Annotated in this window: 19 protein-coding genes and 3 pseudogenes; 13 read left to right on the top strand and 9 right to left on the bottom strand. The window is 69.0% G+C overall.

Features of this window, described 5'->3' with window-relative positions; translation table 11 throughout:
• Nucleotides 1–3: 3 nt before the first annotated feature.
• The 7 genes and pseudogenes from ACFQE0_RS03970 to ACFQE0_RS03940 all read left to right on the top strand — a co-directional run bounded on the left by ACFQE0_RS03970 (nucleotide 4) and on the right by ACFQE0_RS03940 (nucleotide 10,244).
• On the top strand, nucleotides 4–726 hold the full coding sequence (locus tag ACFQE0_RS03970) for an RNA-binding protein (RefSeq protein WP_378967274.1): 723 nt from the start codon (nucleotides 4–6) through the stop codon (nucleotides 724–726).
• Between the two features lie 92 nt (nucleotides 727–818).
• Nucleotides 819–3,800: a translation initiation factor IF-2 gene (gene infB, locus ACFQE0_RS03965; protein WP_378967272.1), complete on the top strand. Its 2,982-nt coding sequence runs from the start codon at nucleotides 819–821 to the stop codon at nucleotides 3,798–3,800.
• Nucleotides 3,801–3,910: 110 nt separating this feature from the next.
• The gene (gene rbfA, locus ACFQE0_RS03960; protein WP_378967270.1) at nucleotides 3,911–4,321 is read left to right on the top strand and encodes a 30S ribosome-binding factor RbfA; all 411 of its coding nucleotides are present in this window, start codon (nucleotides 3,911–3,913) and stop codon (nucleotides 4,319–4,321) included.
• A gap of 137 nt (nucleotides 4,322–4,458) precedes the next feature.
• Nucleotides 4,459–5,483 (top strand): annotated as a pseudogene (gene truB / locus ACFQE0_RS03955) (tRNA pseudouridine(55) synthase TruB).
• 71 nt (nucleotides 5,484–5,554) lie between these two features.
• On the top strand, nucleotides 5,555–6,955 hold the full coding sequence (locus tag ACFQE0_RS03950; protein ID WP_378967267.1) for a dihydrolipoyl dehydrogenase: 1,401 nt from the start codon (nucleotides 5,555–5,557) through the stop codon (nucleotides 6,953–6,955).
• 98 nt (nucleotides 6,956–7,053) lie between these two features.
• Nucleotides 7,054–9,684, top strand: coding sequence for a histidine kinase dimerization/phosphoacceptor domain -containing protein (locus ACFQE0_RS03945; protein ID WP_378967265.1), 2,631 nt, complete (start codon nucleotides 7,054–7,056; stop codon nucleotides 9,682–9,684).
• Nucleotides 9,685–9,686: 2 nt separating this feature from the next.
• Nucleotides 9,687–10,244 carry a biliverdin-producing heme oxygenase gene (locus ACFQE0_RS03940; RefSeq protein WP_378967263.1) on the top strand — a complete coding sequence of 186 codons (558 nt, stop codon included), beginning with the start codon at nucleotides 9,687–9,689 and terminating at the stop codon, nucleotides 10,242–10,244.
• A 1-nt stretch (nucleotide 10,245) separates the two neighbouring features.
• Here ACFQE0_RS03940 and gmk read toward each other — a convergent pair whose 3' ends face one another.
• From gmk to ACFQE0_RS03910, 6 genes are all read right to left on the bottom strand, one after another.
• Complete coding sequence (gene gmk / locus ACFQE0_RS03935) at nucleotides 10,246–10,902, bottom strand: guanylate kinase (RefSeq protein ID WP_378967261.1); 657 nt, start codon at nucleotides 10,900–10,902, stop codon at nucleotides 10,246–10,248.
• A 40-nt stretch (nucleotides 10,903–10,942) separates the two neighbouring features.
• Nucleotides 10,943–11,821, bottom strand: coding sequence for a YicC/YloC family endoribonuclease (locus ACFQE0_RS03930; protein WP_378967259.1), 879 nt, complete (start codon nucleotides 11,819–11,821; stop codon nucleotides 10,943–10,945).
• Between the two features lie 68 nt (nucleotides 11,822–11,889).
• Entirely contained in the window at nucleotides 11,890–13,284 is a 1,395-nt protein-coding gene (gene mltG / locus ACFQE0_RS03925; RefSeq protein ID WP_378967256.1) for an endolytic transglycosylase MltG, read from the bottom strand.
• An 86-nt stretch (nucleotides 13,285–13,370) separates the two neighbouring features.
• Nucleotides 13,371–14,315: a bifunctional DNA-formamidopyrimidine glycosylase/DNA-(apurinic or apyrimidinic site) lyase gene (mutM, locus tag ACFQE0_RS03920; protein WP_378967254.1), complete on the bottom strand. Its 945-nt coding sequence runs from the start codon at nucleotides 14,313–14,315 to the stop codon at nucleotides 13,371–13,373.
• A gap of 76 nt (nucleotides 14,316–14,391) precedes the next feature.
• Complete coding sequence (arfB, locus tag ACFQE0_RS03915; protein WP_378967252.1) at nucleotides 14,392–14,811, bottom strand: alternative ribosome rescue aminoacyl-tRNA hydrolase ArfB; 420 nt, start codon at nucleotides 14,809–14,811, stop codon at nucleotides 14,392–14,394.
• Nucleotides 14,812–14,827: 16 nt separating this feature from the next.
• Entirely contained in the window at nucleotides 14,828–15,106 is a 279-nt protein-coding gene (locus ACFQE0_RS03910; protein WP_378967250.1) for a BolA family protein, read from the bottom strand.
• Nucleotides 15,107–15,209: 103 nt separating this feature from the next.
• On the opposite strand from ACFQE0_RS03910, the gene ACFQE0_RS03905 reads away from it, so the two are divergent.
• The 3 genes and pseudogenes from ACFQE0_RS03905 (at nucleotide 15,210) to cobT (ending at nucleotide 18,926) form a co-directional block, all read left to right on the top strand.
• The gene (locus ACFQE0_RS03905; protein WP_378967248.1) at nucleotides 15,210–15,833 is read left to right on the top strand and encodes a J domain-containing protein; all 624 of its coding nucleotides are present in this window, start codon (nucleotides 15,210–15,212) and stop codon (nucleotides 15,831–15,833) included.
• A 190-nt stretch (nucleotides 15,834–16,023) separates the two neighbouring features.
• Nucleotides 16,024–17,004 (top strand): annotated as a pseudogene (gene cobS, locus ACFQE0_RS03900) (cobaltochelatase subunit CobS); the annotation flags it as partial.
• A gap of 12 nt (nucleotides 17,005–17,016) precedes the next feature.
• A pseudogene (gene cobT / locus ACFQE0_RS03895) lies at nucleotides 17,017–18,926 on the top strand (cobaltochelatase subunit CobT).
• 22 nt (nucleotides 18,927–18,948) lie between these two features.
• Here cobT and ACFQE0_RS03890 read toward each other — a convergent pair.
• The 3 genes from ACFQE0_RS03890 to rpmB all read right to left on the bottom strand — a co-directional run bounded on the left by ACFQE0_RS03890 (nucleotide 18,949) and on the right by rpmB (nucleotide 20,417).
• Entirely contained in the window at nucleotides 18,949–19,467 is a 519-nt protein-coding gene (locus tag ACFQE0_RS03890) for a TetR family transcriptional regulator (RefSeq protein WP_378967246.1), read from the bottom strand.
• A 32-nt stretch (nucleotides 19,468–19,499) separates the two neighbouring features.
• Nucleotides 19,500–19,973 (bottom strand): nuclear transport factor 2 family protein, encoded by a 474-nt coding sequence (locus ACFQE0_RS03885; protein WP_378967243.1) that lies wholly within the window; start codon nucleotides 19,971–19,973, stop codon nucleotides 19,500–19,502.
• A gap of 144 nt (nucleotides 19,974–20,117) precedes the next feature.
• On the bottom strand, nucleotides 20,118–20,417 hold the full coding sequence (rpmB, locus tag ACFQE0_RS03880; RefSeq protein ID WP_378967241.1) for a 50S ribosomal protein L28: 300 nt from the start codon (nucleotides 20,415–20,417) through the stop codon (nucleotides 20,118–20,120).
• A gap of 259 nt (nucleotides 20,418–20,676) precedes the next feature.
• Here rpmB and ACFQE0_RS03875 point away from each other — a divergent pair, with 259 nt between their 5' ends.
• The 3 genes from ACFQE0_RS03875 to ACFQE0_RS03865 all read left to right on the top strand — a co-directional run bounded on the left by ACFQE0_RS03875 (nucleotide 20,677) and on the right by ACFQE0_RS03865 (nucleotide 22,408).
• Entirely contained in the window at nucleotides 20,677–21,564 is an 888-nt protein-coding gene (locus tag ACFQE0_RS03875) for a DUF3108 domain-containing protein (RefSeq protein ID WP_378967239.1), read from the top strand.
• Between the two features lie 66 nt (nucleotides 21,565–21,630).
• Nucleotides 21,631–21,921 carry a DUF1330 domain-containing protein gene (locus tag ACFQE0_RS03870; protein ID WP_378967237.1) on the top strand — a complete coding sequence of 97 codons (291 nt, stop codon included), beginning with the start codon at nucleotides 21,631–21,633 and terminating at the stop codon, nucleotides 21,919–21,921.
• Between the two features lie 220 nt (nucleotides 21,922–22,141).
• Nucleotides 22,142–22,408 (top strand): hypothetical protein, encoded by a 267-nt coding sequence (locus ACFQE0_RS03865; protein WP_378967235.1) that lies wholly within the window; start codon nucleotides 22,142–22,144, stop codon nucleotides 22,406–22,408.
• Nucleotides 22,409–22,476: the final 68 nt, after the last annotated feature.

The raw sequence follows: 22,476 nt of genomic DNA, 5'->3' as shown, positions 1-22,476 counted from the left end.
AGCATGAGCGAGGCCGTGGACACCACGACGGAAACCGGGATCGAGGACACCCTCGATTCGGGGCCCGACCATGCGGGTCCCGGCCGCCGTGCGCGCACGCGGACCTGCATTGTCACGCGGGAAGCCCAAGCCCCCGAGGCGATGATCCGCTTCGTGCGCGGTCCCGACGGGGCCGTGGTGCCGGACCTGCGGGGCAAGCTGCCGGGCCGTGGCGCCTGGATCAGCGCCAAGCGGGATGCGGTGGCCATGGCCGTGAAGAAAAACCTGTTCTCACGGGCGTTTAAGGGGCCGACCCCGGTCGGGGCCGACCTGCCCGAGCGAATCGGAGAGGCCCTGCGCGCCGAACTCCGGCAGGCCATCTCGCTCGCCAACAAGGCGGGCAACGTGGTGGCTGGGTTCGGCAAGGTCGAGTCGGCCATCGGGGCCGATCCGGGGGTCGCCGCGGTGATTCACGCCCGCGAGGCGAGCGCAGACGGACGCAGGAAGATCGCCGCGGCCTTGATGCGGCGGCACGGACAAGCCATATCGGCAGTCCCGATCATCGATGACTTGTCCGAAGACGAATTGGACATGGCCTTGGGTCGGGATCATGTGATACACGCTGCGCTCGTCGCAGGAGCCGGAGCTACCGGCTGCCTGTCGCGTTGGCGTCGGCTCCGCTCCTTCGAGGGCGCCGCTGCGGCGACCGAGGAGCCCGATCCAGCCCCACACGGCGGGACCGTATGAGCCCCACGATGACGACACGAGATTGATTGCGCGTTCGGCGGCACCGGAGCGCAGTCCACGACACGAATGGAAACCCCCAGGGTTCTGACTGGATGAGCGATACGAACAACCCGGGCGACAAGTCGGCGGAGCGGGGCCCCCGCAAGCCGCTGTCCTTGAAGCGCCCGATCGAACAGGGTGTGGTGCGTCAGAGCTTCTCCCATGGCCGCACGAAGCAGGTCATGGTCGAGACTGTGAAGCGTCGCGTCGGTGCTCCGGCGGCTCCGGCTCCGGCCGCGACGCCCGCTCAGCGCACCGCTCCCAACGCGCGGCCCGCTGGTGCGGCGCCTGCCGGATCTCAGCGTCCGCCGCAGCGTCCCGCAGCCGGAGGCGTCGTCCTTCGCACCCTGAGCGAGCAGGAAAGCGCGGCCCGCGCCGCCGCCCTTGCTGACGCTCAGCGTCGCGAGGCTGACGCGCGTCGCAAGACCGAGGAAGAGGAGGCTGCCCGCAAGGCCGCCGCCGAGGCCGAGGCCCGCCGTCAGCGCGAGGAAGCCGAGGCTCGCCGCAAGGCCGAGGAGGAGGCCGCCCGTGCCGCCGCCGAGGCCAAGGCCGCCGAGGAGGCTGCTCGCAAGGCCGCTGCCGAAGCACAGGCCGCGGCTGCCGCCCAGGCCGCTGCCGCTCCTGCTCCGGCGCCTGCCGAGCCCGCTCCGGCCCCGGCCGCACCGGTGGCTCCGGCTCCCACCCCCGCACCCGCTGCGCCGGCTCCCGTGCAGGCTCAGGCGCCGGTCACCGCGCCGCGCCAGCCCGCCGCTCCGGCTCGTCAGCCGACGGCGCCCGCTCGCCCGGCGACGCGCGCGCCTGCTCCGGCGGCCCGTGCCGGTGAGGCTCCGCGTCCCGCTGCTCCTCCGGCTCCGCGCCCGGCCTCGAACGAGCCGCGCAAGATCCTGACGGCCGACAACCGCAAGCCGCGTGACCTGAACTTCATGGCCAAGCCGGCGCCCGCGCCGGAGCCCGAGAAGGCGGCCACACCCGCTACGGCCGCCCGCCCGGCCGGCGGTGCTGCGGCACGGCCCGCTCCGGGTCGTGGCGCGCAGACAAACGAAGACGAGTCGGAGACGAAGCGGGTCATCCGCCGTCCCGGCATGCCGCTCAAGATCATCACCCCACCGAAGACCCCCAAGGGTCCGGGTGGTGACCGCAACCGCGGCCGTCTGACGATCGCCAACGCCACGTCCGGCGAGGATGAGCGGACGCGTTCCGTCGCCTCTTTCCGCCGCCGCCAGCAGCGGATGAGCGGTCGCGGCCAGGTCGAGCAGAAGGAAAAGCTGTCTCGCGAGGTGACTATCCCCGAGACGATCACCATCCAAGAGCTCGCCAACCGCATGTCGGAGCGGGCGGTGGACGTGATCCGCATGCTGATGAAGCAGGGCCAGATCCACAAGATCACCGACGTGATCGACTCTGACTCCGCCCAGCTCATCGCCGAGGAAATGGGCCACACGGTTCGCCGCGTCGCCGAGTCGGACGTCGAAGAGGGTCTGTCCTCGGACGAGCCGGATCTGGAGGAGGATCTCGATCCCCGTCCGCCGGTCGTCACGATCATGGGCCACGTCGACCACGGCAAGACCTCGCTGCTCGACGCGATCCGCAAGGCCAACGTCGCCGACGACGAGGCCGGTGGCATCACGCAGCATATCGGTGCCTATCAGGTGGCGGCGCCGTCGGGTGATCTGATCACCTTCATCGACACCCCCGGCCACGCGGCCTTCACCTCCATGCGCGCCCGCGGCGCCAAGGTGACGGACATCGTCGTGATCGTGGTGGCGGCCGATGACGGCGTCATGCCCCAGACCATCGAGGCGATTCAGCACGCCAAGGCGGCGAACGTTCCGATGATCATCGCGATCAACAAGATCGACAAGCCGGACGCGAACCCGCAGCGGGTCCGCACCGAGCTGCTGCAGCACGACATCCAAGTGGAGTCGATGGGCGGCGAGACCCTGGAATTCGAGGTTTCGGCCAAGACCGGCGACGGTCTGCCCGACCTCCTCGAGGGTCTGCAGCTCCAGGCCGAGATCATGAACCTCCGCGCCAACGAGAAGCGCGATGGCGAGGGCACCGTGATCGAGGCGCAGCTGGATCGCGGTCGCGGTCCCGTGGCCACCGTGCTCGTGCAGCGCGGCACGCTCTTCACCGGCGACATCGTCGTGGCCGGTGCCGAGTGGGGTAAGGTCCGCGCCCTGATCGACGATCTTGGTGAGAACGTTCAGTACGCCGGTCCGTCGGTTCCCGTGGAGGTGCTGGGCTTCAACGGCACGCCCGATGCCGGCGACCGCGTGATCGTGGTGCCGACCGAGGCCCGCGCCCGCGAGGTCACGGAGTACCGCGCCCGCATCAAGCGCGAGCGTATCGCGGCCCGCACCGGCGGCGCCAACCGCTCGCTCGTCGACATGATGCGCGAGGCCAAGGAGGGCTCGACCCGCAAGGAACTGCCCGTCCTCATCAAGGGCGACGTGCAGGGCTCGGTCGAGGCCATCGTCGGCGCGCTGGAGAAGCTCGGCAACGACGAGGTCGCGGCCCGCATCCTGCTCTCGGGTGTCGGCGGCATCACCGAATCGGACATCACCCTGGCCCAGGCGTCCAAGGCGGTGGTGATCGGCTTCAACGTCCGCGCCCATAAGGAGGCCCGCGAGGCCGCCGAGCGCGCGGGTGTCGATATCCGCTACTACAACATCATCTACGACCTCGTGGACGACATCAAAGCCACGCTGTCGGGAATGCTCCCGCCGACGCTCCGCGAGGAGCGCCTGGGCGAGGCCACGGTCCTTCAGGTCTTCGAGGTGTCGAAGGTCGGCAAGGTCGCCGGTTGCCGCGTCACGGACGGCGTGGTGGAGCGCGGCGCCCATGTCCGCCTCGTGCGCGACAGCGTCGTCATCCACGAGGGCAAGCTCAAGACCCTCAAGCGTCTCAAGGACGACGCGAAGGAGGTCACGAGCGGCCAGGAATGCGGCATGGCCTTCGAGAATTTCGAGAACATGCGCGCTGGCGACGAGATCGAGTGCTACCGGGTCGAGGAGATCCGCCGCACGCTCTGATCGTCCGGACGATCAGTCCGGACAGGGCGGTCGCGGCCTCAGCCGCGGCCGTCTTTTCTTTCTCGAAGGCACCGGCCGCTCCGCTCCGGCGGAGGGCCGAGCTTACGGACATGGCGCAGAAACCCACATCGACAGGCCCATCCCAGCGCCAGCAGCGCGTGGCGGAGTTGATCCGCCATGCGCTGGCCGAGGTGCTGCAGCGGGGCGATATCCAAGATCCCGTGCTCGGCTCGCATGTCGTGACGGTGCCTGAAGTCCGGATGTCTCCGGACCTCAAGCTCGCCACGGCCTATGTCATGCCGCTCGGCGGCCAGGACGAGGCACCGGTCATCGCCGCTCTGGAGCGCAACCGGAAGGTCCTGCGCCAGGAGGTGGCCCGCCGGGTGAACCTGAAATACGCTCCCGAACTGCGATTCCGCCGGGACGAGACCTTCGATGAGGCGGCGCGAATCGATCGGCTGCTGCGCGATGAGCGTGTCCGTCGCGACCTCGACGAAACGGATCACGACACGGATCATTGAATCCGGGATCCCAAAGGGCGAGCCCTTTGGTGGGGTACGGGGCGAGGCCCCTATGGTTCGCAGGGCGCCGCCCTGCACCCGCAAAAGGACGTGGTCCTTTTGAAACCTGTTTATTCGCGCTTTAGGGCACAGAGGACATGACGGTTTCCACCGACGATCACGGTCCGGCGCAGCCGGTCGCCGGCCTGCCGGGCGAAGCCCGCAGCCACGACGGTTGCCGCCCGCAACAGCGCGGCCCCCGTCCCGACCGTCCCAAGCGCAAGGACGTGTCCGGCTGGGTGATCCTCGACAAGCATGTCGGCATGACCTCGACCCACGCCGTCGCCGTGGTGAAGCGGGCCTTCAACGCCAAGAAGGCCGGGCATGCCGGGACCCTCGATCCGCTGGCTTCGGGCATCCTGCCGATCGCCCTGGGCGAGGCGACCAAGACGGTCCCCTTCGTGATGGATGGCCGCAAGGCCTATCGCTTCACCGTCGCCTGGGGTGTGGAGACCGATACGGACGATGCCGAGGGGCGCCCCGTCGCCACCAGCGAGGCCCGGCCCGAGCGTGCGGCGGTCGAGGCGGCGCTGCCCGCCTTCGTCGGTGCGATCGAGCAGGTTCCGCCGCGCTATTCCGCGATCAAGATCCAGGGTGAGCGCGCCTACGACCTCGCCCGTGACGGCGAGACCGTGGAACTCGTCGCCCGCCCGGTCCAGATCGACCGGCTCGAAGTGGTCTCCCACGAGAATGGCCAGACGGTGATCGAGGCCGAGTGCGGCAAGGGGACTTACGTCCGCGCGCTGGCCCGCGATCTCGGCCGTATGCTGGGTTGCTATGGCCACGTCGCCGCGCTCCGCCGCACGCGCGTCGGCCCGTTCACGGAGGCCGAGTCCTGCGCGGTGGCGACTCTGACGGATCAGGGGCCGGAGGCGGCGCTGGCGCATCTGCGCCCGGTCGAGACCGCCCTCGACGCCATTCCCGGCGTTGCCGTGTCCCGCGACATGGGTCTACGCCTGATGCGCGGCCAGCCGGTGATCCTGCGCGGGCGCGACGCGCCGGTCGGCGGCAAGGCCTTCGCGACCTGCGGTGGCATCCTGGTCGCCGTGGGCGACGTTGAGCGGGGTGGCTCGTGCCGCATCGGGTCTTCCATCTCGGCGGGACCGCGCCCGGCCGCGCCTGAGGCGGGTCGGCGCAGCCCGGAACGAAGGCGCTTTCGTCCTGTTGGCCCGGCATTACGGGCTGGGGGGCCGAATGCGCGAACGGGAATGCGACGTGGCGGTGATCGGCGCGGGATCGGCCGGTCTCGCCGCTTATCGGGCGGCGCGCGATGCAGGAGCCCGCCCCGTTCTGATCGAGCGGGGACCGGGTGGCACCACCTGCGCCCGCGTGGGCTGCATGCCCTCCAAGCTCCTCATCGCCGCTGCAGAGGCCGCCCATGCGGCCCGAACGGCCGATCTTTTCGGCATTCGCGTCGCAGGCGTTTCCATCGACGGTAAGGCCGTCCTCGACCGCGTTCGGCGGGAACGTGACCGCTTTGTCGGCTCGGTGCTGGACGGCGTCGAGAAGATCCCCGCCGAGGATCGGGTAAAGGGCGAGGCCCGTTTCCTCGACAGCCACAGCCTGGAGATCGACGAGCAGGTTCGCCTGCGCTTCGGCGCGGCGGTGATCGCGACGGGCTCCAGCCCCATCGTCCCAAAGCCGCTCAAGGGGCTTGGGGACCGGCTGCTCACCACCGACACCCTGTTCGAGATTCCCGATCTGCCCGAATCGCTCGCGGTCCTCGGCCTCGGCGCGGTGGGCATCGAGATCGCCCAGGCCATGGCGCGTCTCGGCGTGCGGGTCACGGCGCTCGATTCGGGCAAGACCATCGCGGGCCTTACCGAGCCTGGCTTGGTCGAGGAAGCCGCGAAACTCTTGGCGGAAGAATTTACGCTCCATCGCGGCGCGCGGGTCGAAGGATCCGAGCGCTGCGGCGACAGCGTGCGGCTCCACTGGCGCGATCGTGATGGGCAGCGTCGCTCGACGGACGTCGCGTCCGTCCTCTCTGCGGCCGGACGGGCGCCCAACCTCGCCGGGCTCGACCTCGACGCCACGGGGTTGGAGCTGGACGAGGAGGGACTGCCGGATTTCGACCCCCGCAGCCTCGTCTGCCGGGGTGCGCCAATCCTCATCGCGGGAGATGCCAATGCGTGGCGTCCGGTGCTGCACGAGGCCAGCCGCCAGGGACGCATCGCTGGCGAGAACGCTGCCGCGCTGGCCCATGGGCGTACTCCCGAGGCGCCGGAGCCCTGGCCATCTCTGGCCATGGTGTTCACCCACCCCCAGGCCGCGACGATCGGCGAAGCCTACGGCGAGGACGAGGAACGGATCGTCGTACGGACAAGTTTCTCGGACCAGGGCCGCGCCCGCGCCGAGGGGGTCAATCGTGGTGGCATGTGCCTCTGGTCCGCACCGGACGGGCGCCTGCTGGGCGGGGAGATGCTGGGGCCTGCGGTGGAACACCTCGCCCAGGTCGTTTCGAACGCATTGCGGGATGGGCTGACGGTGCAGGCGATGCGAGACCGCCCGTTTTACCATCCCACTCTGGAGGAAGGGCTTTCGACCGCATTGTCTGAAATGGTACAAAGTGTCGACGATGCGAATAGCATATGAGCGACTTTGTGACGTTGTAGGCCAGCAGATTATCCGCAAGCATTGCGCTTCGTGGATCGTTTCTGCATACGGTCTGCGATGAAACGGTCTCGTGCCTGATGCCGCCGAGCGAGCCCCCTGTGGAGAGCGGCACGAACGGTGCCGACCTCGACGCCCTCGCCCCTGACGAGCTGGACCGCCTTGAGGGCGGGGTGATCGCCCTTGACGAGGCGGGCACCATCGTTGCGTTCAGTGAAGGTGCGAGTGATCTGCTGAAATTGCCACGCGATGCCGTGCTCGGCCGCGACTATTTCCAGGACGTGATGCCCGCCGCCAACGTGCCCGCTTTTCGCGGCCGGTTCCTCGCAGGCGCGCGGCGCGGCAACCTCGACGAGCAATTCGAATATGTGTTCGGCCGCCTGCCGCAGCCCTTGCGGGCGCAGGTGCAGATGCGGCGCGGCGCCTTCGCGGGCAACCCGGTCACGTGGCTGCGGATCGAGGCGCTGGAAGCCCTCGGCTATGGCGCGAGTCGCGATGCGGTGGTCTCGGCCATCGGCCGCCGGGTCCGGGCAGAACCGGTCGATCCCAGCTTGTGCGAGCGCGAGCCGATCCACATCCCGGGCTCGATCCAGCCCAACGCCGTGCTGTTCGCGGCGGATGCGGCGACGCTCCTCGTCACCGCCTTCTCCACCAACGTCACCGAGGTGGTGGACCTGTCCGATCCGCCGCTCCTCGGGCGTCCGTTGGGCGATGTCCTGCCCGCTTCCTACATGGCGGCGGTGAAAGAGCGGCTTGCCGACGGCACTTTGGATGACGGGCGCTCGCTCCGGCGTCGGGTGCGGTTTCCGGAGCGGTCCGAAGCCAGCTACCTCGCGGTGGCGCATCTCCACGCCGAACGGCTCATCGTCGAGATCGAGCGCGAGCCCGATATCGCCGACGATTTCCGGCTCGCGAGCCAGACCGACACGGAACTGGCCGTTGCGCGGCTCCGCGATGCTGAAACCCTCGCGGGGGCTGCCCGCGTCGCCGCCTCGGAAATCCGCGCGCTCACCGGCTTCGAGGCGGTGCTGGTCTATCGCTTCGATTCGGATTGGAACGGCGAGGCCGTGGCCGAGGATAAGGCGCCGAACTGGTCGCGTAGCCTGTTGGGCCTGCGCTTCCCCGCCTCCGACATCCCCGCCCAGGCCCGCGCCCTGTATACCAAGGCCAAGAGCCGCTTCGTGATTGATCGCGACAGTGTGCCCGTCGCCCTGGTTGGCGCGCCGGGCGGTGCCAACGCGCCCATCGACCTCACCTTCGCGCAGCACCGCTCGCTCTCGCCGATCCATCTGGAGTACCAGCGCAACCTCGGCGTGAACGGCTCCATGTCGATCTCGATCATGGTGGATGGACGTCTGTGGGGGCTGATGATCGGCCACCATCGCAGGCCGCATTATGTGCCGCCGGAGACCCGCGCGGCGGCGACCGTCCTGACCGATGCCTTCGCCATGCGCGTGCAGGAGATTGAGTCCCGCCGCCTCTGGGTCGAGCGGCAGGCTCACCTCGATGTCGAGGGCCGGCTGGTGCGCAGCCTGACCCGCTCGGACGATTTCGTCTCGGCGCTCACGGGCGGCGTCACCACACTGCTGCACCTGTTCGATTCGACAGGGGCGGGCATCGTCACGGGCGAGAGGGCGACGCTGATCGGCCGGGCGCCACCTGCCGAGTTCGTCCTGGAGATCGCAGCATGGCTGCGTGAAACCGTGCCCCAGGATCAGACCTGCTTCGAGAGCAGCAACTTTACTGCGGCCTATCCCGCTGCCGTACCGTATCGCGAGGTCGCGAGCGGGCTGCTTGCCGCCTTCGTGGATGATGGGCGCGAGACCCTGCTGGTGTGGTTCCGGCCGGAAATGCCGAGCACGGTCACCTGGGGCGGCGACCCGCGCAAACCCGTGCTTGCGGGAAGCGGCTCCGTCGCCGTGCTGCCCCGGCGCTCCTTCGAGCGGTGGGTCGAGGAGCGAACGGGACATGCCAACCCCTGGGCCACATGGCAGTCCAACCTCGCCGTCTCCCTGGCGGAGGCGGTGGAGGGTGTGGTGCTCCGCCAGCGCCGCAAGATCGATGAGTTGACCGGCCTGCTCGCGGAGAAGGAGCGCCTTCTCGCGCAGAAGGATCTGCTCTCGCGCGAGATCGACCACCGGGTGAAGAACTCGCTGCAGATCGTCTCCGCCTTCCTGCAGATGCAGCGACGCCAGATCGCCGACGCGGCAGCGCGCCAGGCCTTTGCGGAGACCTCCGCGCGGGTGATGAGCGTCGCCCGCGTGCATGACAGCCTCTATCAGGCCGACCGGGTGGACGAGGTGGATCTCGGCGTCACCATCGAAAGCCTGTGCAAGGACCTCGCGGGGCTCGCCGGGGATGGACATTCCGTCGATCTCACCGTCGAGCGCGGGATGATGGTGCCCTACCGCAAGGCGGTGGCGCTCTCGCTCATCGCCACGGAACTCGTCACCAACGCCTTCAAATATGCTTCGACGCCGACGGGTGGCGGCCGAGTGGAGGTCACGGTCTCGTCGCTGAACGACGAGGGCGGCGTGCAACTCAAGGTCTGCGACGACGGTGGCGGCCTGCCGGACGGTTGGGCCGAGCCGAAGAGCAACGGGCAAGGCTCCGGCCTCGGCATGAAGCTGATCCGGGCGATGCTGGACCAGATCAACGCCAGACTCGACGTCGTGAACAATCCCGGCGCCTGCTTCACCATCACTGCCTGAGCATGGACCAGCCGATCCTCCACCAGCGGCTGCGAGCGGCCACGGCGTCGACGCACGAGGCGCTGGAACGGGAACTCGACTGGAAGGCGCGGGTGGCGACCATCGCAGGCTATCGCGACATGCTCGCGCGTCTGCACGGGTTTCATGTTGCCTGGGAGCCCGCCATCGGTGCGGCGCTCTCTGACGGCGACTTCTTCGACGCTCGTCGCCGCCTCGCCGCCCTGCGCGAGGATCTGTCCTATCTCGGATTGTCCGAGGCTGGGATCGGCGGCCTGCCTCAGGCGACGGTGATCGCGCTCTCCGGCCCGGCCCCGGCCATGGGGGCGCTCTACGTGCTCGAAGGCTCGACCCTCGGCGGGCGGGTCATTGGCAAGCACATCGCCTCCGCCCATGGTCTGCAGGGCGGGGGGCTTGCCTATTATTCCGGCCACGGCCCGCGCACAGGCGTCATGTGGTCGGCCTTCCGCGCCCGGCTCGATACGTTCGATGCCGAAGGGGATCGGGTCGTGGCGGCGGCGAACGAGACGTTCGACGCCATGCGGGTGTGGCTGACGGCCTGAGTCAGGCCCGCCCGTCCCCCTCGGCCAGCAATTGCTCCACGAAGGCGCCGAGGCCCGTGCGGCGCGTGCGCTTCAGGCGCTCGGCGGCCAGGATGCCCTGCAGCGAGGTGAAGGCGTTCTGCAGATCGTCGTTGACGATGACGTAATCGTACTCGCTCCACCGCTGGATCTCGGTGCGGGCGTTGGCGAGGCGACGCTCGATGGTCTCGGCCGAATCCTCGGCCCGGCGTTCCAGGCGGTGGCGCAACTCGGCCATGCTCGGCGGCAGGATGAAGACGCTCACCACGTCTCCGGAGAGCTTGCTGCGCACCTGCCGCGTGCCCTGGTAGTCGATGTCGAAGATCATGTCCCGGCCGGAGCCCAGCACCTTCTCGACCGGCCGCCGCGGAGTGCCGTAGCAATTGCCGTGGACCTCGGCGGATTCGAGCAGATCGTCGCGGGCGCGCAGATCCTCGAAGGCCTCGCGGTCGATGAAGTGATAGTGCCGCCCGTCGATCTCCGAGGGGCGACGCGCGCGGGTCGTCACGGAGATGGACAATTCGAGCGCCCAACTCGGATCCGCCGCGATGGCGCGGGTCAGCGTCGTCTTCCCCGCGCCCGAGGGCGAGGAGAGGATGAGGATCAGGCCCCGGCGTGCAATTCTCGTCTCGTCGATCACGGCCGTGCCGGGCTCCAATGGGGGTGCATGTGCCGCGCGCTCATTCGATGTTCTGAACCTGCTCGCGGAATTGTTCGACCATGGCCTTCAGGTCGAGGCCGATGCGCGACAGGCCGATCTCGCCGGCCTTCGCACAGAGGGTGTTGGCTTCCCGGCCGAATTCCTGGGCCAGGAAATCGAGGCGACGGCCGATCGGGCCGCCCGCCGCCAGCAGGTCACGGGCGGCGCTGCCATGGGCGCGCAGCCGGTCGAGTTCCTCGCGCACGTCGGCCTTGGCGGCGAGCAGCACCGCCTCCTGGTGAAGACGCTCGGGGTCGAGGCTGGTCTGGGACAGGCTCTCCACCGTCGCATTCAGTCGGGCGCGCACCGCCTCGGGCTGGCGGGAGGGCTCGTCCTCGGCGGCCTGAGTCAGGGCGCCGATACGCGCGACCTGAGCGGAGACGATCTCCTCCAACTGCCGACCCTCGGCCCGGCGGGCCTCTACGAGGTCGGCAACGAGGCGGACCACGCCCTCGGTCAGGTCGCGGTTCAGCGAATCGGCCTCCGGCGAGGTCTCCTCCTCGGCCTCGACCACGCCGCGCACGGAGAGCAACCCGTCCATGGTCGCGGGGGCGACGCCCTCCGGCCGGGGCACGCGGGCCACCGCCTGGGCGAGGCTCGCCAGCAGGGCCTCGTTGATGCGCACCTTCGGCGCGCGCTCGTTGCGCGTCAGGTTCAGAGACAATTGGATCTGCCCACGCGACAGCGTCTTCTGCAGGGCAGTGCGGGCGGTCTCACCCACCGCCTCGAAGCCGGCGGGCACCCGGACCCGGACATCGAGCCCGCGCCCGTTCACGCTGCGGACCTCCCAGGCCCATTGCACCGCGCCCGACGTACCGGCGGCGCGGGCGAATCCCGTCATGCTCGCGATCTGGGCCATGGGCAGTGCTTCGTCCGGAGGGACGGCGGCTGTAGCACGGATTCCAACGCGAGAAAGGGGGAGGGGGCCTACCGCTTCGGCTTCTGCTTCGTGCCCGGCGGCTCCGCGAGCACCGGGATGCTCTTGGGCGAGCCGAGATCGTAGGTCTTGTTCTTCAGCGGATCGAGGCGCGTGCCCTCCGAGGCGTCGAAGGCGCGGGAGCGGGCCTCCGGCGATGTCGGATCGAGCAGCGCGGCGTTCGTGCTGCTGGAAGCCGCCCCTGAGGTGTCGCTGGCGGGCGGATCGGCCTTGTCCACCGCGTCCGGCGGGGCCTGTCGGCTCTTCTCGACGGCGCGCCAGCGGGCGACGTTGCGCTGGTGCGCCTCGAGGGTCTCGGCGAAGGCGTGGCCGCCGGTCCCGTCCGCCACGAAGTAGAGGTCGCGGGTGCGCGACGGGTTGGCGGTGGCTTCCAGCGCGGCCTTGCCGGGATTGGCGATCGGCCCCGGCGGCAGCCCCTCGATCACGTAGGTGTTGTAGGGCGTCGCGCGGTCGATCTCGGAGCGCAGGATGCCGCGCCCGAGGGTGCCCCGGCCGCCGACGAGGCCATAGACGATGGTCGGGTCGGATTGCAGGCGCATCCGCCGGTTGAGGCGGTTGGCGAAGACGGCGGCGACGCGTGGGCGCTCGTCGGCGCGGCCCGTCTCCTTCTCGACGATCGAGGCGAGGGTGACGAGTTCGGCTGGAGTCTTCACCGGCACGTCGGCGCTGCGGCGCTGCCAGATCTGGTTCAGCACCTCGCGCTGCTTCGCCTTCATCAGGTTGACGATCTGCTGGCGAGTGGCGCCACGCTCGAATTTATAGGTATCCGGCAGGAGGGAGCCCTCCGGGGGCACCTCCCCGATGTCGCCCGAGAGCACGTCGTTGTCGTTGAGGCGGGCAACGATCTGCTCCGAGGTCAGGCCCTCGGGGAAGGTGATCGCGTGCTGCACCTGACGGCCGGTTGCCAACGTATCCAGCGTGTCGGCGATGCTCGCATGGGCCTTGAACAGATACTCACCCGCACGGAGCGGCGGACGGCCACCGAACCGGGCGGCGAATTCGAACAGCCCGGTATGCTGGATCACTCCCTCCTTCGCCAGCGTCTCGGCGATCTCGCTCGTGCCGCTGCGGCTCGGGATGACGACCACCTTGTCCGCCGCCAGGGGACCCGGCTCCTGCACGTTGCGCTGGTAGATGGTGAGCGTCACCATCGCCGCGAGGGCGGCGGCCACCGCGAAGGTGAGGAGGCCGCTGAACAGGCCGATGAAGCTGCCGCGCTCGCGCTCGGGGCGCTCGGGCGGCGGCGGGGCGGCGATGGGCTTGATCGCTTCGCTGGGGGAACGCGGCGAGAGACGCTGCGGCAACGGCATCTCGTCGTCGTGGCCCTCGGGATCGACCGGCTCCTGTCCCTCACCGGGGGGCGTCTTCGAACGGCGAAAGAACATCGGGATCCTCGGCGTCCGGCCGAACCGTTGCGTGAACGGGTCAGGGTCGGCCGCCCACATCGGGGTGTCGTGTCGTCCGCGCGACCCTAACCGCTTTTGTGGCGAAATTGCCGTTCGCCGACCGGTCGTCGTGTCGCTTCACCGGGGGATGGCTGGCAGGTGGCACAGAAAAACGTCGAACGGTTCGCCTGAACGATCCGCGCCACCGTGCCCGTGCAGCCCGCGCGCGTGCAGGCGAGGCCGAAGCGGTCGTAGACCCGGAAGGCGTGCTGGAAGCCGCCCGCGCTACCATCCGTCCGGGCATAGTCTCGCAACGTCGAGCCGCCCGCCTGCACCGCCTCGTTCAGGACGGTGACGATGGTTCGCGCCAGGGCGTTGGCCTGTGCCGTCGGCCGCCCATCGGGTTTCGCGAGGGATCCGGCGGGGGCTTCCGGATGGAGCTTCGCCCGGTGCAGCGCCTCGCAGACATAGATGTTGCCGAGCCCTGCGATCAGCCGCTGGTCGAGCAGCGCCGCCTTGAGCGGCGTGTTCTTGCCCCGGAACAGGCCCGCGATCATCGCGCCGGTGAGGCCGCCGAGGGGCTCGATGCCCATCTTCGCGAAGTGGCGGCAGGTCTCCAACTCCGCCGTGGGCACGAGGTCCATGAAGCCGAAGCGGCGGGCGTCGTTGTACGTGACGGTCGCCCCGGACGACATCGCCATCACGACGTGGTCGTGCTTGGGTACGCCCTGCGCACCCTCGAGATAGAAATCCCCCGGCGAGAGGTTGCTGCCATCGGGCAGGGCCACGTCGAAGCGCCCGCTCATGCCGAGATGCATGATCAGCGTCTCGCCGGAATCGAGGTTCGCGGTCAGGTATTTCGCTCTGCGGGCCAGAGCGGTGACGCTTCGGCCTTCGAGCCGTGCGGCGAAGCGGGCGGGAAACGGGAAGCGGAGATCCGGCCGCCGGAGCGTCACGCGGCTGAAGCGGGCGCCGACCATGGCGGGTTCAAGGCCCCGGCGCACGGTCTCGACCTCGGGAAGTTCGGGCATGTCGTCCTGTCGTCTTGCGAGATCCCGCCGATATCGGCGTCCCAAAGGCGGCCCGCAATGCGCCGCGCGGGCGCGGTCAATCCATCGGCGCGCCGCGCAGGCGCTTGGTTGCGCCGCGCTTCGTCTTCGCCTCCAGGCGGCGCTTCTTCGAGGCGAGGGTCGGCCGCGTCGGGCGGCGCGGCGTCGGGGGCACGGCGGCCTCCGCCACCAGCGCGGCAAGGCGCTCGCGGGCATCGGCCCGGTTGCGCTCCTGGGTGCGGAATTGCTGCGCCACGAGGACGAGAACGCCGTCATCGGTGAGCCGCCGACCGGCGAGCCGCATCAGCCGCACGGCGACGGCATCCGGCAGGGCGCGCGAGCGGCGGACGTCGAAGCGCAATTGCACCGCCGTCGAGAGCTTGTTGACGTTCTGACCACCGGGACCGGACGAGCGCACGAAGGTCTCAATCAGTTCCGCGTCGGGGATCGCGATCTCCGGCGTGCAGACGAGGGTCACGGCCGGAGCCTTTCGATCACGCCGCCTCGGCGGGGGTTCGCGCGCGCAGCGCCAGGGCGTGCAGGCCTCTGGCGAAGGCGGGGTCCATCAGCCCGTTCACGATGCGGTGGCGCTCCACGCGGCTCTTCCCCTCGAAGGCCGCCGACACGATATCGAGGCGGTAATGGGTTTCGCCCCCCGGCCGTGCCCCGGAATGGCCGGCATGGAGATGTGATTCGTCGATGACATCGAGGTGAGCGGGCGCCAATTCGGTGCGCAGCCGCATCTCGATCCAGTCCCGAAGCGTTTCGGTCATTTCGCGTCTCGTGTCGCTTAGCCAGTCAAGCCCGGTTGCGCGCATGCGTCATCAGGCCCGGTGCCCTTGTGTTGGCGATACGCCCCCTCATAATCGGCCCGTCATGGATCTCAACTCGCGCCTGTTCGACAGCATCCGCATCAAGCCGTCCTGCGACGAGCCGAAGGCCGCTGCGGATGCGACCTGCGAGAGTCCCGGCTGCACGAATCCGGGGCTCTACCGCGCGCCGAAGGGCCGCAAGGCCGAAGGCCAGTACTGGCGCTTCTGCATGGACCACGTGCGCGCCTACAACGCCTCGTACAATTACTTCGACGGCATGAACGACGCCGCCGTCCAGGCCTACCAGAAGGATGCCATCATCGGGCACCGGCCGACCTGGGCGATGGGGGTGAACCGCACCGGCCCGACCAAGCCGGAGGAGGAGGTGAGCCGCGATTGGGCCTATGTCGATCCGCTGGGCATTCTTCGGGCCAATGGCGTGGGCGACAAGGGCCGCCGCGCCCGGCAGGAGGAACCCGAGCGTCCCCGCCGCTCCGCCGCCGTGAGCAAGGCGCTCGACGTGATGGGCCTCGATGAGAGCGCGGATTCCGCGGCCATCAAGGCGCAGTACAAGACGCTGGTGAAGCGCTTCCACCCGGACGCCAATGGCGGCGACCGCTCCTTCGAGGAACGCCTGCGCGACATCATCCGCGCCCACGACGTATTGCGGGGGGCCGGGCTCTGCTGAGCACCCGGCACGATCGATGCACGCCGTCCCGCTCGAAGCGGGCGGGGGTCGGCTCTATATGAAGGCTCTCGTTCCGCGGTAGCGAGTCCCCGCGCTGCCGTCTAAGGTTCCGTGACGTGCGGAACTTGCTTCCCAGCGTCTCCCGCGCGATGGCCGCCTTTCCGTGGCCCCGCGCTCCAAGAGGTCCCGAATGCGCTCCGACGACACGCCCGCCCGGCTCCCCGACCGCACCGTCAACGTCCGCGATGTCTTCGGCATCGACCTCGACCTCAAGGTGCCGGCCTTCTCGGAAGCCGAGGAGCATGTGCCCGATCTCGACCCGGATTACATCTTCGATCGTGAGACGACGCTCGCCATCCTCGCGGGTTTCGCGCGCAATCGCCGCGTGATGGTCACCGGCTATCACGGCACCGGTAAGTCCACGCATATCGAGCAGGTTGCTGCCCGGTTGAACTGGCCCTGTGTGCGCATCAACCTCGACAGCCACGTCTCGCGCATCGATCTCGTCGGCAAGGACGCGATCGTGCTTCAGGACGGCAAGCAGGTCACCGCCTTCCAGGACGGTATTCTCCCCTGGGCGCTGCAGAACAACGTCGCCCTCGTCTTCGACGAGTACGATGCCGGCCGCCCGGACGTGATGTTCGTGATCCAGCGCGTGCTGGAAGTCTCGGGCCGCCTGACGCTGCTCGACCAGAAGCGGGTCATCCGCCCGCACCCGGCCTTCCGCCTGTTCGCCACCGCTAACACGGTCGGCCTCGGCGATACGTCGGGCCTGTATCACGGCACGCAGCAGATCAATCAGGGCCAGATGGACCGCTGGTCCATCGTCACGACCCTGAACTACCTGCCGCACGACCGTGAGGTCGACATCGTCCTGTCCAAGGCCACCCACTACAAGGGCGATAGCGGGCGCGACATCGTCAGCCGCATGGTCCGCGTGGCCGACCTGACCCGCAACGCTTTCATGAACGGCGACCTCTCGACCGTCATGAGCCCGCGTACGGTCATCACCTGGGCCGAGAACGCCGACATCTTCCGGGACATCGGCTTCGCCTTCCGCGTCACCTTCCTCAACAAGTGCGACGAGTTGGAACGGACCCTGGTGGCCGAGTTCTACCAGCGCGCCTTCGGCAAGGAACTGCCCGAGAGCGCGATGAACGTCGCCCTGAGCTCGAGGGCCCGCATGTCCCTGTCCAACCGCAAGCCCGGCGAGCGACGCGAGCCCGTGGCGGAACCCCTGAAGCGTTCCGTGGCGGGATGCCTTCGCGCCATCGCGCGCAAGGCCGAGATCGAGGTGACCTACGCCACCGACCGGCCGGCTTTGACGGGCGATAAGGCGCGCCTGCCTGAGCCGCCGCGGAAGATGTCGGCCGGGGACGTGGCCGTGCTGCGGGGCAATGCCGATGCCATGGCCCTGCGCCTCGGCTGCCACGACGTGGCGCTGCATCGCCGCTTCGCACCGGAGAACGCTCCGGCGCGGGCGGTCTACGATGCGGTGGAGCAGGCCCGCGTGGAGGCCATCGGCTCCCGGCGGATGTCGGGCGTGGCGAGCAACATCGCCGCGATGCTGGAGGATCGCTACCACCGGGGCGGAAAGTACGAGACCATCACCGACCGGGCCGATGCGCCGCTTGAGGACGCGGTCGCGCTCATGGTGCGCGAGCGGCTGACGGGTCAGGCTCCGCCCGAGGCCGCCAGCAAGATCGTCGAATTGTGGCGCCCGCATATCGAGGAAAAGGCGGGACCGAACCTCGACGGGCTCGTCGGCTCCATCGAGGACCAGCGCGCCTTCGCCCGCTCGATCCGCGACCTGCTCTCCTCCCTCGACATGTCGGACGAGACGCCCTTCGACCCGGAGGACGACGAGAACGACGACGAAAACGACGCTCAGGACGACGAGCAGAATCCGAGCGAGGGCGATTCGGAAGAGAAATCGCAAGGGGATCGCGCCGAGATCGAGACCTCGGAGGAAGCTTCGGACGACATCGAGGAAGGCGCCCAGGAACAGGCCGACGCTCCCTCCGGCGAATTGCCCGACGAGGCCGAGGATGCCGAATCAGACGAGGCGGCCGAGGGCTCGCGCCCGCCGCCCCGCCAGGCGAACGAGGCACGCGGCCCCGACTACAAGGTGTTCAGCCCGAAATTCGATGAGGTGATCTACGCCGAGGATCTGTGCGACGCGGACGAGCTCGCTCGCCTGCGCAGCTACCTCGACAAGCAGCTCTCGCATCTGCAGGGCGTCGTCGGTCGGCTGGCGAACCGGCTGCAGCGGCGTCTTCTCGCCCAGCAGAACCGCGCCTGGGATTTCGACCTCGAAGAGGGCCAACTCGATCCGGCGCGCCTTGTGCGCGTGGTGACGGACCCGTTCCAGCCCCTCTCCTTCAAGCAGGAGAAGGACACGAACTTCCGCGATACGGTCGTGACGTTGCTCCTCGACAATTCCGGCTCGATGCGCGGGCGCCCGATCACCGTGGCGGCGACCTGCGCGGACATCCTGGCACGGACCCTCGAGCGGTGCGGCGTGAAGGTCGAGATTCTCGGCTTCACGACTCGCGCGTGGAAGGGGGGCAGAGTCGTGAATCGTGGTTGGCCGCTGGCAAGCCGCCTTCGCCCGGCCGCCTGAACGATCTGCGCCACATCGTCTACAAGGCGGCGGATGCCCCGTGGCGGCGGGCGCGCAAGAACCTCGGGCTGATGATGCGCGAGGGGCTTCTGAAGGAGAACATCGACGGCGAGGCGCTGGATTGGGCGCATCAGCGCCTGCTGGGCCGCCCCGAGCAGCGCAAGATCCTGATGGTGATCTCGGATGGCGCGCCGGTCGACGATTCGACCCTGTCCGTTAATGCGGGCAACTACCTCGAACGGCACCTGCGCTGGATGATCGAGGACATCGAGACCCGGTCTCCGGTGGAGCTTCTGGCCATCGGCATCGGCCACGACGTGACGCGCTACTACCGCCGCGCCGTGACGATCATCGACGCCGAGGAGCTTGGCGGTGCGATGACGGAAAAGCTCGCCGAGCTGTTCGAGGAAGACGGCTCGCCGATGCCGATTCGCCAGCCCATGCGGAAAGCAGCGGGCGGGCGGCGGTAGACACGGCTCCGAGGGGAGCTTCTCACGGTGCGAGAAGCTCCCGTTCCAGTCGCTCCATCGCACGGCCGAACACGGCTGCATCGTCCAGCGCCCTGGCGAGGACCAGGGCGCCCTGGATCGCAAGAACCGCGTGCTCGGCTCGCTCGGATGCCCCAGAGCGCTTGGCCCGCCTGAGAGCCTCGGCCAGGGCGTCCCGCCACGCTGCGAAATACGCGGCGATACGCGCGGCGAAGCGGTCGCGGGTATCGCCCAGGGCGAAGGCGCCAATCAAGCAGACCCGGCGGCCGGAGCGGAAATAGGTTTCCGTTTCCCGCAGCATCCACCGGATCGCGGCTTCGGGATCCGCATCCTCCCGCAGGGGAGAGAAGATCGTGCGGGTGAACCACCCATCGATCTCGGCCAGGACAGCCTCGGCCATCTCCTCCTTTCCGCCGGGAAAGAAGTGGTAGAGGCTGCCCTTGCCAAGCCCTGTCCGCGCCGTGATGGCCGACAGGCTCGCGCCCTCGAAGCCGTGCTCGCGAAACACTTCCGCGACGGCCATGATGGCCGCGGCTCTGTCGCCGAGGGGGCGGCTCACAGGCCGAGGTCGCTCAAGCCCGGATGGTCGGCCGGGCGGGGGGCCGAGCGATCCCAATGGAACAGGCGCTCGCTCTCCTGGATCGGCAGGTCGTTGATGCTGGCATGGCGGGCCTGCATGAGGCCGTTCGCATCGAACTCCCAGTTCTCGTTGCCGTAGGCCCGGAACCAAGCGCCCGACTCGTCCTGGAATTCATAGGCGAATCGCACCGCGATGCGGTTCTCATGGAACGCCCATAGCTCCTTGATCAGCCTGTACTCGTGCTCCCGGCTCCACTTGCGCGTCAGGAACTCGATGATGGCCGGCCGACCCGAAAAGATTTCGGCGCGGTTCCGCCAGCGACTGTCGGGCGTGTAGGCCAGGGCGACCTTTTCGGGATTGCGGCCGTTCCAACCATCCTCGGCGGCGCGGACCTTCCGCGCCGCAGACTCGGCGGTGAAGGGCGGCAGCGGCGGGCGCGACTCAGACATGACAAGCTCCTCCTGGCTCTGTACCGATCGGTACAATGCCGAGAGCAGGCCGTCAATCGCATCCTTTGCCAGGGGTCCAGACAAGCGAAAGCGACCGGCGCCTTATGAGCGCCGGTCGCTTTCAAATCAGTCCCGAAAAGGGCTTCAGGCCGCGGCCGGAACCTCGGCGAGCTTCTTGTGCAGCTCGCGCTTGAGGAGACGGGCGGTCGGGGACAGCTCGCCCTCGGAAGCCTTCACGAGGAAGGCGTCCAGACCGCCGCGGTGCTCGACCGTGCGGAGGGCGTGAGCGGTGATGCGCAGACGGACACGCTTGCCGAGAGCATCGGACTGAAGCGTGACGTTGCACAGGTTCGGAAGGAACCGGCACTTGGTCTTGCGGTTCGAGTGGCTCACGAGGTGGCCGACCTGAACGGCCTTGCCGGTGAGTTCGCAGCGGCGCGCCATGACTTAAACAATCCCGTTTCGTTCCGCCGCGGGCCAGATCGCAGCCTGCGCAAACCTTCGCGCCGCGGGCCGCGCCCGTGCGTCAAACCAGGTCCGGCGGAGTCCTGTTGAAGGCGCGGGCTATAGGCGACCGATGGCCGCTCCGTCAAGGCTGGACTGGTTCGGGTCTCGCCGAACCCTCTGTTAACCATGGTGCGGGGATAACCGGGTTCCATTCCGCACGGCTTGTCCGGTGCGGGCCAGGATTTCGAGCCGGACCATGCGTATCACGATCCCGGTCAGGCCCGCGCTGGTCGCGAGCCTCGTCGCCACAATGGCGTTTCTCACTCCCTCCGCCGAGGCACGCCCCCGCAAGGTGAAGGCCTCCGCGGCCGCTGCCTCGCTCACGGTGGATTACGCCATCGCCCTCGCGGGCATGCGAATCGGTACCGGCCGCCTCGCCGGCGCGTTCGAGCGGGACAGTTACCGGGTCGACGTCTCCGCGACGCTCACCGGCCTCGTCGGCGCCATCACGGGCGGCCAGGGCTCGGCGCGCTCCACGGGCACCCTCGGCGCCGGGCCGCTACCGAACACATTCTCCATCGCGACGCGCACCGCCACTTCCGGCATCGCCGTGCGCATGGCGCTCGCCCACGGCAATGTGGCCCAGACCGAGATCACGCCGCCGCTCGTCGACATGCAGGACCGGGTGCCCGTGACGGCCACCGACAAGCGCGGCATCGTCGATCCGGCGAGCGCCCTCGTCATGCCGGTCCGGGCGGGCAGCGCCCCGACCGATCCAGCCAATTGCGAGCGCAGCCTGCCCCTGTTCGACGGCGCGACGCGCTTCAACGTGACCTTGAGCTACGCCGAGACCCGCGAGGTGCAGAAGCCCGGCTATTCCGGTCCGGTCCTCGTCTGCAATGCCCGCTACAAGGCCGTGGCCGGGCACCGGCCGGACCGGCCGGGCGTGCGCTTCATGGAAGACAATCGCGAGATGTCGGTCTGGCTCGCGCCCGTGGAGGGGACGCGTCTGCTCGTGCCGCTGCGCATCTCGGTGATGACCGAGATCGGGACCAACATCATCGAGGCGACCCGCTGGGCCCGCACCGGCGAGACTGAGCCGGTCGCCCCGGCTCTCGCCCATGCGGCCCTCCCGGAACAGTGACGCTTCCCTTCGGCGCGGGGGCGCCCTAATCCCCGCGCGGCGGCAGGGGCCGCCGGAGGAGAGGTCATGGCGAAGGGTTACATCATCGTCCGCATGACGGTTACGGATCCCGAGGCGTACAAGGAATACGCCGCGATGGCCTCCGAGGCGATGAAGATCTACGGCTGCAAGCCCCTGGTCCGGGGCGGGCGCAGCGAGGCCCTGGAGGGCGAGGCCCGGCCGCGCAACGTCGTGCTGGAATTCGACTCCTACGAGGCGGCGCGGACCTATTACTACTCCCCCGAATACCAAGCCGCCGTCGCCAAGCGCCTGCCCGCCGGGACCGGCGAGGTCGTGCTGGTGGAAGGGGTCGAGTAGCTTCCCTTCGCTTCCGTGCCGTCATCGCGAACGGAGCGAAGCGGCCCAGTGCGGCGGGCGGTCTCGGAGAAGGGCGCACCCTCGGATTGCTTCGCTCCGCTCGCACAGACGACCCGTCGATGAGGGCGAAGTGAATCGATCCGGGTAGCGGGACGTTTACGCGCAGGGCGCATGCCTGATCGGCGTCGCCGCGAACCGAGGCGAGACTGGAATCGTGCCCATGCGTCTCGCCTGCCTTCTCATCCTCATGAGCGCCGCGCCTGCCCTGGCCCAGCCCCTGACCGCAGGTTCGCCCTGCGGCGGCGACGCCTTCTCGTCGGCGCAGGTGATCGAGCACAGGCCGCCCCGGCGAGGGCCGTTGACGGCGGTGCCGGACACCCTCTGCGCCGATGTCGAGCCGCAGCAACCCCAGACGGGCGTGCAGATCGATCTCTACCCCGTCATCGTGCCGCAGGTTGGCAGGGGAGGGCGCACCGTCCCATATTGAGGGTTAGACGGTCGTCCGACCGCAGGAACAGACGATCATCGACGCCCTTCTCCGCCCCGCTCTGCGCT

This window comes from Methylobacterium komagatae, from assembly GCF_042661665.1.
Lineage (GTDB): Bacteria > Pseudomonadota > Alphaproteobacteria > Rhizobiales > Beijerinckiaceae > Methylobacterium > Methylobacterium komagatae.
Note: the sequence above shows the minus strand (reverse complement) of the source record. Positions and strands in the feature narration are given on the sequence as shown.